The organism is Paraburkholderia sp. SIMBA_053, from assembly GCF_046534895.1.
In the GTDB taxonomy this organism is placed as follows: Bacteria; Pseudomonadota; Gammaproteobacteria; order Burkholderiales; family Burkholderiaceae; genus Paraburkholderia; species Paraburkholderia caledonica.
This window is the reverse complement of sequence record NZ_JAWRXU010000013.1, coordinates 145,959-155,835: the sequence shown is the minus strand read 5'-3', so window position 1 is coordinate 155,835 and position 9,877 is coordinate 145,959. Positions and strand designations below refer to the sequence as shown.

The following is a 9,877-nucleotide window of genomic DNA, read 5'->3' as shown; positions in this document are numbered from 1 at the left end:
AGTAGGTAATCGTCAGGCTCCCCAGCAGCATCAGAAACCCCACCCCACAAAAGGTGGGGTTTCTGCGTTTACGCGGCACCGCGATCACTGCATATAAGTGAGAGCGTTTGGGTTGGAACAGTCAGGCAAGTCTTGACATCAAGCGGTTGTTCCCCCATAATCATCAGTTCTCTGCGGAGGGGTGCCCGAGTGGCTAAAGGGGGCAGACTGTAAATCTGTTGGCTTACGCCTACGTTGGTTCGAATCCAACCTCCTCCACCAGAATGCAAGTTGAAGCAGTTGTTGGGAATCCATGATCTTGCGGGTGTAGCTCAATGGTAGAGCAGAAGCCTTCCAAGCTTACGACGAGGGTTCGATTCCCTTCACCCGCTCCAGCTACACAAAAGTAGCGCCCATGTGGCTCAGTGGTAGAGCACTCCCTTGGTAAGGGAGAGGTCGGCAGTTCGATCCTGCCCATGGGCACCAGAAGTACTCGGTGATTGTTTGCGCCCGGCGCAACGTACGGAAAAATCCTCTTAGGAGTCGAAAATGGCCAAGGGTAAGTTTGAGCGGACCAAGCCGCACGTGAACGTCGGCACGATCGGTCACGTTGACCACGGCAAGACCACGCTGACGGCAGCGATCACGACGGTTCTGACGCAGAAGTTCGGCGGCGAAGCGAAGGCATACGACCAGATCGACGCGGCGCCGGAAGAAAAGGCACGTGGTATCACGATCAACACGGCGCACGTCGAGTACGAAACGGCTAACCGCCACTACGCACACGTTGACTGCCCGGGCCACGCTGACTATGTGAAGAACATGATCACGGGCGCCGCGCAGATGGACGGCGCGATCCTGGTGTGCTCGGCCGCTGACGGCCCGATGCCGCAAACGCGTGAGCACATCCTGCTGGCGCGTCAGGTTGGCGTTCCGTACATCATCGTGTTCCTGAACAAGTGCGACATGGTGGACGACGCCGAGCTGCTGGAGCTGGTCGAGATGGAAGTGCGCGAGCTTCTGTCGAAGTACGACTTCCCGGGCGACGACACGCCGATCATCAAGGGTTCGGCCAAGCTGGCGCTGGAAGGCGACAAGGGCGAGCTGGGCGAAGTGGCGATCATGAATCTGGCCGACGCGCTGGACACGTACATCCCGACGCCGGAGCGCGCAGTGGACGGCGCATTCCTGATGCCGGTGGAAGACGTGTTCTCGATCTCGGGTCGCGGCACGGTGGTGACGGGTCGCGTGGAGCGTGGCGTTGTGAAGGTCGGCGAGGAAATCGAAATCGTCGGTATCAAGCCGACGGTGAAGACGACCTGCACGGGCGTGGAAATGTTCCGCAAGCTGCTCGACCAGGGTCAGGCGGGCGACAACGTTGGTATCCTGCTGCGCGGCACGAAGCGCGAAGACGTGGAGCGTGGCCAGGTGCTGGCCAAGCCGGGTTCGATCAACCCGCACACGCACTTCACGGCTGAGGTGTACGTGCTGAGCAAGGACGAAGGCGGCCGTCACACGCCGTTCTTCAACAACTATCGTCCGCAGTTCTACTTCCGTACGACGGACGTGACGGGCTCGATCGAGTTGCCGAAGGACAAGGAAATGGTCATGCCGGGCGACAACGTGTCGATCACGGTGAAGCTGATCAACCCGATCGCGATGGAAGAAGGTCTGCGCTTCGCTATCCGCGAAGGCGGCCGTACCGTCGGCGCCGGTGTCGTTGCCAAGATTCTCGAGTAACGCCAGATAGTTCTCGTTAATCTGTAGCTTCGGGGTTGACGGTGTCGTCAGCCCCAAATGGTTTAGGGGTATAGCTCAACTGGCAGAGCGTCGGTCTCCAAAACCGAAGGTTGGGGGTTCGATTCCCTCTGCCCCTGCCAACTCTCGCGTCAACTGTGGCGCTTCGTTAAGGTGTTATGGCGAATCCTTCCGTCGAAACTGTAAATACATCGGGCGACAAGCTGATGCTCGTCGCGGGCGTATTGCTGGTCTTGGCCGGGTTCGTGGGGTTCTTCTGGCTCAATGGTCAGGAATGGTACGTCCGCGGAGCCGCCTTGGCTGTTGGTGCAATCGCGGGTGTTGCAGTCGGTCTTCTCTCCGCGCCTGGCAAGGGTTTCATCGCTTTCGCCAAAGACTCGTACAAGGAAGTCCGCAAGGTCGTCTGGCCGACTCGCAAAGAGGCTACTCAGACGACGTTGGTGGTTTTCGGCTTCGTGTTCGTGATGGCGATCTTTCTGTGGGTTAGTGATAAATCCATCGAATGGGCGATTTTCTCGGTGATTCTGGGTTGGAAATGATATGAGCGATACTCCGGCATCTCCGAGCGGCAAACGTTGGTACGTCGTGCACGCCTACTCCGGCATGGAGAAGAGCGTGCAGCGTGCGCTTCAGGAGCGCATTGAGCGCGCCGGCATGCAAGACCAGTTTGGTCAAATCCTCGTGCCGACCGAAGAGGTGGTCGAGGTGAAGGGCGGTCACAAATCGGTGACCGAGCGTCGTTTCTTCCCCGGTTACGTACTGGTCGAGATGGAAATGACGGATGAGACGTGGCACCTCGTGAAGAATACGGCGAAGGTCACGGGCTTCGTAGGCGGTGCGCGTAATCGGCCGAGTCCGATCTCTCCGCGCGAAGTCGAGAAGATCATGTCGCAGATGCAGGAAGGTGTGGAGAAGCCGCGTCCGAAGACCCTGTTTGAAGTAGGCGAGATGGTTCGGGTGAAGGACGGTCCTTTCACCGATTTCAACGGCAGCGTCGAAGAAGTGAATTACGAAAAGTCGCGCGTCCGTGTTTCCGTTACAATCTTCGGCCGCGCTACGCCGGTCGAGCTGGAATTCGGCCAAGTCGAGAAGTTGTAATCCAGATTCTACGCAGCGCGCCAGTCGGCGCGTTTCGTATTTCGCGCTTACGGTCCGCGTAATGGCCGTTGAGGAGCGCAAGTACCCGGGGTCCGGCGAACGCGCGCTACTACTCACTGAACGTTCGCTTGAAAAGTGACGTTCCAAAGAGGTTTTCAACATGGCAAAGAAAATCATCGGCTTTATCAAGCTGCAGATTCCTGCAGGTAAAGCCAACCCGTCGCCGCCGGTCGGTCCGGCACTGGGCCAGCGCGGCCTGAACATCATGGAGTTCTGCAAGGCGTTTAACGCGCAGACTCAAGCACTGGAGCCGGGTCTGCCGATTCCGGTCGTGATCACCGCGTTTGCTGACAAGAGCTTCACGTTCGTCCTGAAGACGCCGCCGGCAACGGTTCTGATCAAGAAGGCAGCGAAGATCGACAAGGGTTCGAGCAAGCCGCACACCGACAAGGTCGGCAAGATCACCCGCGCTCAGGCTGAAGACATCGCCAAGACCAAGATGCCCGATCTGACCGCGGCTGATCTGGACGCAGCGGTTCGTACGATCGCTGGTAGCGCCCGCTCGATGGGCATCACCGTGGAGGGCGTGTAAATGGCTAAGCTTTCTAAGCGTCTGCAGGCTTTTGCAGCAAAGGTTGACCGTCAGAAGCTGTACCCGATCGACGACGCGCTGTCGCTGGTTAAGGAGTGCGCAAGCGCGAAGTTCGACGAGTCGATCGACGTGGCAGTGCAACTCGGCATCGACGCGAAGAAGTCGGATCAAGTGGTCCGCGGTTCGGTCGTTCTGCCGGCAGGTACAGGCAAGTCGGTTCGCGTCGCCGTGTTCGCACAGGGCGAAAAAGCTGAGCAGGCTCGCGCAGCCGGCGCTGAAGTTGTCGGTATGGAAGACCTGGCTGAACAGGTGAAGGCTGGCAATCTGGACTTCGACATCGTGATCGCTTCGCCGGACACGATGCGCGTGGTCGGTACGCTCGGTCAGATCCTCGGCCCGCGCGGCCTGATGCCGAACCCGAAGGTCGGCACCGTCACGCCGGACGTCGCAACGGCCGTGAAGAATGCCAAGGCTGGCCAGGTGCAATTCCGTGTCGACAAGGCCGGTATTATCCACGCCACCATCGGTCGTGCTTCGTTCGAACCGACGGCTCTGCGTAGCAATCTGAGCGCTCTCATCGACGCGTTGCAGAAGGCCAAGCCGGCAACGAGCAAGGGTGTTTACCTGCGTAAGGTTGCACTGTCGAGCACGATGGGCGTCGGCGTTCGCGTCGATCAGACGTCGCTCGCTGCACAATAAAGTAATTCATCGCCTCGACGAAAGTCGGGGCGTTTATGGGCTTTGGGCGGTTGTGAGATGTCAGTAGTTGGCATCGCGCAACCGGTTGTCAAAGACCGTTGGCGGGCACGCAGCAGGTAGGCGGACTCTTAATGTAAAGCCAACGCAGATGGCGAACCCGAAAAGGTTTTGTAGTGATGAAGCCGTTAGACGCTTGCAGCAGTGCGGGTGTCGCGCGGTCGAAATACTCCTGACTGGTCGGACGCCGTTATTGAACGCGGTACACAAGGCGCACGCTGCGTGTATCGAATCTGGAGGTTAACCGTGCCACTCAACAAAGAAAGCAAGCAGGCCGTCGTCGCTGAGGTTGCCGCGCAAGTCGCGAAAGCCCAGACCGTGGTTCTGGCTGAGTATCGTGGGATCACGGTTGGCGATCTGACCAAGCTGCGCGCGAAAGCGCGTGAGCAACAGGTGTACCTTCGCGTGTTGAAAAACACGCTGGCGCGTCGCGCTGTCGAAGGTACCCCGTTCGCTCCGCTGGCAGAGCAGATGACTGGCCCCCTGATCTACGGCATCTCTGAAGATGCAATTGCTGCTGCTAAGGTCGTCAATGACTTCAGCAAGAGCAATGATAAGTTGGTCATCAAGGCTGGCGCCTACGAAGGCAACGTGATGGACAAGGCGGGCGTGCAAGCGCTGGCCAACATCCCGAGCCGCGAGGAGCTGCTCTCCAAGCTGTTGTTCGTTATGCAAGCACCTGTTTCTGGCTTCGCGCGCGCTTTGGCCGCGCTGGCAGAAAAGAAACAAGGCGAAGAATCCGCTGCGTAATGCACTCCAGCCGAGCGTAATTGATCGCTAGCTGTATCCGAATTCAATTTAGGAGTATTTCAAATGGCAATCGCAAAAGAAGACATCCTCGAAGCCGTAGGCTCGATGTCGGTTCTGGAACTGAACGAGCTGGTTAAGGCGTTCGAAGAAAAGTTTGGCGTGTCGGCAGCTGCTGTTGCAGTGGCAGGCCCCGCAGGTGCAGGCGGCGGCGCTGCTGCAGCTGAAGAGCAAACCGAATTCACGGTGAACCTGGTTGAAGTTGGCGCAAACAAGGTTTCCGTCATTAAAGCAGTTCGTGAACTGACGGGTCTCGGCCTGAAGGAAGCGAAGGACCTGGTCGACGGTGCACCGAAGCCTGTGAAGGAATCGGTACCGAAGGCTGCTGCTGAAGAAGCGAAGAAGAAGCTGGAAGAAGCCGGCGCGAAGGCTGAAATCAAGTAAGTTTCAGCGCGCTGTGCGAAGGCTGGCGGTTTTCCACCGCCGGCCTTTTTGTGCTTTGTGGGGGGCGCGTTTTTGCATCGTTGTTTAGCAACAATGCGACTCCCAGAAGCCAAAGAAAACCGCCTATCGGCAACATTGACCGGCGCTTCTCTTTGTCTTCTGAAGCGACTGCAGAAGGCAAGTTTGGTCGGGTAGCGGTTAAGGTTCCATGCGACAGGCATCCGCTGCCGTCAGCCAGCGGTTGGTAGAGGCCAACCACCAAGCTTCTAGGCTCGTTCAAGCCATCGGACGGCCATCGGGTCTCAGTCGGTGAACACTCGGGTTGTCTCATCAAGGTATCCTGCCTCGACAACAATGCCCGCCGTGATTCGGAGATCGTATGCAATATTCCTTCACCGAGAAGAAGCGTATTCGCAAGAGTTTTGCGAAGCGCCCCATCGTTCACCAAGTACCTTTCCTGCTGGCTACCCAGCTTGAATCATTCAGCACGTTTCTGCAAGCAGACACGTCCTCCACGCAACGCAAGCCGGAAGGCCTGCAAGCCGCGTTCACATCCGTTTTCCCGATTGTTTCGCACAATGGGTTCGCACGTCTCGAGTTCGTCAGCTACATGCTGTCGCCGCCGGCATTCAACATCAAGGAATGTCAGCAGCGCGGTTTGACGTACTGCTCCGCCCTGCGCGCCAAAGTGCGCCTGGTGCTGCTCGACAAGGAGTCGCCGAGCAAGCCGGTCGTCAAGGAAGTGAAGGAACAGGAAGTGTACATGGGCGAAATTCCGCTCATGACGCCGACGGGTTCGTTCGTCATCAACGGCACGGAGCGTGTGATCGTTTCGCAGCTGCACCGTTCGCCTGGCGTGTTCTTCGAACACGACAAGGGCAAGACGCACAGCTCGGGCAAGCTCCTGTTTTCGGCACGTATCATTCCTTACCGCGGTTCGTGGCTCGATTTCGAGTTCGACCCGAAGGATGTGCTGTACTTCCGCGTCGACCGTCGCCGCAAGATGCCGGTCACGATCCTGCTGAAGGCAATCGGCCTCACGCCGGAACAGATCCTCGCAAACTTCTTCGTGTTCGATAACTTCACGCTGATGCCGGAAGGCGCGCAGATGGAGTTCGTGCCGGAGCGTCTGCGTGGCGAAGTCGCGCGTTTCGACATCACGGACCGTGATGGCAACGTGATCGTCCAGAAGGACAAGCGGATCAACGCGAAGCACATTCGCGATCTGGACAACGCGAAGACCAAGTTCATCTCGGTCCCGGAAGACTATCTGCTCGGCCGCGTGCTGGCGAAAAACGTCGTCGACGGCGACACCGGTGAAGTCATCGCCAACGCGAATGACGAAATCACCGAGACTGTCCTCGAGAAGCTGCGCGAATCGAAGATCAAAGACATCCAGACGCTCTACACGAACGATCTGGACCAGGGTCCGTACATCTCGTCGACGCTGCGTATCGACGAAACCGCGGACAAGATGGCCGCTCGCATCGCGATCTACCGCATGATGCGTCCGGGCGAACCGCCGACCGAAGAAGCGGTCGAGGCGCTGTTCAACCGTCTGTTCTACAGCGAAGACGCATACGACCTCTCGAAGGTGGGCCGTATGAAGTTCAATCGCCGTGTCGGCCGCGATGAAATCGTTGGCCCGATGACGCTGCAAGACGACGACATCCTCGCCACGATCAAGATCTTGGTCGAACTGCGTAACGGTAAGGGTGAAGTCGACGACATCGACCACTTGGGCAATCGCCGTGTGCGTTGCGTCGGCGAACTGGCGGAAAACCAGTTCCGCGCCGGTCTGGTGCGTGTCGAACGCGCTGTGAAGGAACGCCTCGGCCAGGCCGAAAGCGAAAACCTGATGCCGCACGACCTGATCAACTCGAAGCCGATTTCGTCGGCAATTCGCGAGTTCTTCGGTTCGTCGCAGCTGTCGCAGTTCATGGACCAGACGAATCCGCTGTCGGAAATCACCCACAAGCGCCGTGTCTCGGCACTTGGCCCGGGCGGTTTGACGCGTGAGCGCGCAGGCTTTGAAGTCCGCGACGTCCACCCGACGCACTATGGTCGTGTCTGCCCGATCGAAACGCCTGAAGGTCCGAACATCGGCCTGATCAACTCGCTCGCTCTGTACGCGCACCTGAACGAATACGGCTTCCTCGAAACGCCGTATCGCAAGGTCGTGGACGGCAAGGTGACCGACCAGATCGATTACCTGTCGGCGATCGAAGAAGGTCGTTACGTGATCGCTCAGGCGAACGCGGCAGTGGCTGAAGACGGTACGCTGACCGACGAACTCGTGTCGTCGCGTGAAGCGGGCGAAACGCTGATGGTCACCCCGGACCGCATCCAGTACATGGACGTGGCGCCGTCGCAGATCGTGTCGGTGGCAGCATCGCTGATTCCGTTTCTCGAGCACGACGACGCGAACCGCGCGTTGATGGGCTCGAACATGCAGCGTCAGGCTGTGCCGTGTCTGCGTCCTGAAAAGGCCGTGGTGGGTACGGGTATCGAGCGTACGGTGGCGGTCGACTCGGGTACGACGGTTCAGGCATTCCGCGGCGGTGTGGTCGATTATGTCGACGCCGGCCGTATGGTGATCCGCGTGAACGACGATGAAGCCGTTGCTGGCGACGTCGGCGTGGACATCTACAACCTGATCAAGTACACGCGTTCGAACCAGAACACGAACATCAACCAGCGCCCGATCGTGAAGGTCGGCGACATCGTGTCGCGTGGCGACGTGCTGGCTGACGGCGCATCGACCGATCTGGGTGAACTGGCTCTTGGCCAGAACATGCTGGTCGCGTTCATGCCGTGGAACGGCTACAACTTCGAAGACTCGATTTTGATCTCGGAGAAGGTGGTTGCAGACGACCGTTACACGTCGATCCACATCGAAGAACTGAATGTCGTGGCTCGCGACACGAAGCTCGGACCGGAAGAAATCACGCGCGACATCTCGAACCTGGCTGAAGTGCAACTCGGCCGTCTCGACGAGTCGGGCATCGTCTACATCGGCGCGGAAGTCGAAGCAGGCGACGTGCTGGTCGGCAAGGTCACGCCGAAGGGCGAAACCCAGCTGACGCCGGAAGAAAAGCTGCTGCGCGCCATCTTCGGTGAAAAGGCTTCGGACGTGAAGGACACGTCGCTGCGCGTGCCGTCGGGCATGAGCGGTACGGTGATCGACGTCCAGGTGTTCACGCGTGAAGGCATTCAGCGCGACAAGCGTGCGCAACAGATCATCGACGATGAACTGAAGCGCTATCGCCTCGACTTGAACGACCAGCTGCGCATCGTGGAAGGCGATGCGTTCCAGCGTCTCGCACGTATGCTCGACGGCAAGGTCGCGAACGGCGGTCCGAAGAAGCTGGCAAAGGGCACGAAGATCGAACAGGCTTACCTGCAAGATCTGGATCATTACCACTGGTTCGACATCCGCCTCGCGGACGAAGAAGCAGCGGCACAGCTCGAAGCCATCAAGGACTCGATCGAACAGAAGCGTCACCAGTTCGATCTGGCGTTCGAAGAGAAGCGCAAGAAGCTCACGCAAGGCGACGAACTGCCGCCGGGCGTGTTGAAGATGGTCAAGGTGTACCTGGCAGTGAAGCGCCGCCTGCAGCCTGGCGACAAGATGGCCGGCCGTCACGGTAACAAGGGTGTCGTGTCGAAGATCGTGCCGATCGAAGACATGCCGTACATGGCCGACGGCCGTCCGGCTGACGTCGTTCTGAATCCGCTCGGCGTGCCGTCGCGGATGAACGTCGGTCAGGTTCTCGAAGTGCATCTGGGTTGGGCCGCGAAGGGTCTCGGCTGGCGTATCGGCGAAATGCTGCAGCGTCAGGCGAAGATCGCTGAACTGCGCGAATTCCTGACCAAGATCTACAACGAGTCGGGCCGCGCCGAAGAGCTGGACAGCTTCACCGACGACGAGATCGTCGAACTGGCGAAGAACCTGCGCGAAGGCGTGCCGTTCGCAACGCCGGTGTTCGACGGTGCGACGGAAGAAGAAATGTCGCGCGCGCTGGATCTGGCATTCCCGGACGACATCGCGAAGAACCTCGGCATGACGCCGTCGAAGAATCAGGTGCGTCTGTACGACGGCCGCACGGGCGAAATGTTCGAACGTACGGTGACGGTCGGCTACATGCACTACCTGAAGCTGCACCACCTGGTCGACGACAAGATGCACGCGCGTTCCACGGGCCCGTACTCGCTCGTGACGCAGCAGCCGTTGGGCGGTAAGGCGCAGTTCGGTGGCCAGCGTTTCGGTGAAATGGAAGTGTGGGCGCTCGAAGCGTACGGCGCATCGTACGTGCTGCAGGAAATGCTGACGGTGAAGTCGGACGACGTGACAGGCCGGACCAAGGTGTACGAGAACCTGGTCAAGGGCGATCACGTGATCGATGCAGGCATGCCGGAATCCTTCAACGTGTTGGTGAAGGAAATCCGCTCGCTCGGTATCGACATCGACCTCGACCGCAACTAATCGGACTACTGGAGAGA

At 58.9% G+C, this 9,877-nt stretch carries 8 protein-coding genes and 4 tRNA genes; all 12 read left to right on the top strand.

Annotated elements, in window-relative coordinates:
• Positions 1 to 175: 175 nt before the first annotated feature.
• The 12 genes from SB753_RS28560 to rpoB all read left to right on the top strand — a co-directional run bounded on the left by SB753_RS28560 (position 176) and on the right by rpoB (position 9,860).
• Positions 176 to 261 (top strand) — tRNA-Tyr (locus SB753_RS28560).
• 39 nt (positions 262 to 300) lie between these two features.
• Positions 301 to 374 (top strand) — tRNA-Gly (locus SB753_RS28555).
• Positions 375 to 390: 16 nt separating this feature from the next.
• A tRNA-Thr gene (locus SB753_RS28550) sits at positions 391 to 465 on the top strand.
• 63 nt (positions 466 to 528) lie between these two features.
• Complete coding sequence (gene tuf / locus SB753_RS28545; RefSeq protein WP_012434572.1) at positions 529 to 1,719, top strand: elongation factor Tu; 1,191 nt, start codon at positions 529 to 531, stop codon at positions 1,717 to 1,719.
• Positions 1,720 to 1,783: 64 nt separating this feature from the next.
• Positions 1,784 to 1,859: transfer RNA gene (locus SB753_RS28540), tRNA-Trp, on the top strand.
• A 36-nt stretch (positions 1,860 to 1,895) separates the two neighbouring features.
• Positions 1,896 to 2,276: a preprotein translocase subunit SecE gene (gene secE, locus SB753_RS28535; RefSeq protein ID WP_015003929.1), complete on the top strand. Its 381-nt coding sequence runs from the start codon at positions 1,896 to 1,898 to the stop codon at positions 2,274 to 2,276.
• 1 nt (position 2,277) lies between these two features.
• Entirely contained in the window at positions 2,278 to 2,835 is a 558-nt protein-coding gene (gene nusG / locus SB753_RS28530; protein ID WP_007180147.1) for a transcription termination/antitermination protein NusG, read from the top strand.
• 160 nt (positions 2,836 to 2,995) lie between these two features.
• The gene (gene rplK, locus SB753_RS28525) at positions 2,996 to 3,427 is read left to right on the top strand and encodes a 50S ribosomal protein L11 (protein WP_007180146.1); all 432 of its coding nucleotides are present in this window, start codon (positions 2,996 to 2,998) and stop codon (positions 3,425 to 3,427) included.
• The gene (gene rplA, locus SB753_RS28520) at positions 3,428 to 4,126 is read left to right on the top strand and encodes a 50S ribosomal protein L1 (RefSeq protein ID WP_020071562.1); all 699 of its coding nucleotides are present in this window, start codon (positions 3,428 to 3,430) and stop codon (positions 4,124 to 4,126) included.
• Positions 4,127 to 4,429: 303 nt separating this feature from the next.
• Positions 4,430 to 4,933: a 50S ribosomal protein L10 gene (gene rplJ / locus SB753_RS28515; RefSeq protein ID WP_013340748.1), complete on the top strand. Its 504-nt coding sequence runs from the start codon at positions 4,430 to 4,432 to the stop codon at positions 4,931 to 4,933.
• A 63-nt stretch (positions 4,934 to 4,996) separates the two neighbouring features.
• Positions 4,997 to 5,374: a 50S ribosomal protein L7/L12 gene (gene rplL, locus SB753_RS28510; protein ID WP_020071563.1), complete on the top strand. Its 378-nt coding sequence runs from the start codon at positions 4,997 to 4,999 to the stop codon at positions 5,372 to 5,374.
• Between the two features lie 379 nt (positions 5,375 to 5,753).
• The gene (gene rpoB / locus SB753_RS28505) at positions 5,754 to 9,860 is read left to right on the top strand and encodes a DNA-directed RNA polymerase subunit beta (protein ID WP_020071564.1); all 4,107 of its coding nucleotides are present in this window, start codon (positions 5,754 to 5,756) and stop codon (positions 9,858 to 9,860) included.
• Positions 9,861 to 9,877 lie beyond the last annotated feature (17 nt).

Bases quoted from the DNA above. Each gene is read 5' to 3' on its own strand.
- tuf (WP_012434572.1), top strand. From the start codon at position 529: ATGGCCAAGGGTAAGTTTGAGCGGACCAAGCCGCACGTGAACGTCGGC.
- secE (WP_015003929.1), top strand. From the start codon at position 1,896: ATGGCGAATCCTTCCGTCGAAACTGTAAATACATCGGGCGACAAGCTG.
- nusG (WP_007180147.1), top strand. From the start codon at position 2,278: ATGAGCGATACTCCGGCATCTCCGAGCGGCAAACGTTGGTACGTCGTG.
- rplK (WP_007180146.1), top strand. From the start codon at position 2,996: ATGGCAAAGAAAATCATCGGCTTTATCAAGCTGCAGATTCCTGCAGGT.
- rplA (WP_020071562.1), top strand. From the start codon at position 3,428: ATGGCTAAGCTTTCTAAGCGTCTGCAGGCTTTTGCAGCAAAGGTTGAC.
- rplL (WP_020071563.1), top strand. From the start codon at position 4,997: ATGGCAATCGCAAAAGAAGACATCCTCGAAGCCGTAGGCTCGATGTCG.
- rpoB (WP_020071564.1), top strand. From the start codon at position 5,754: ATGCAATATTCCTTCACCGAGAAGAAGCGTATTCGCAAGAGTTTTGCG.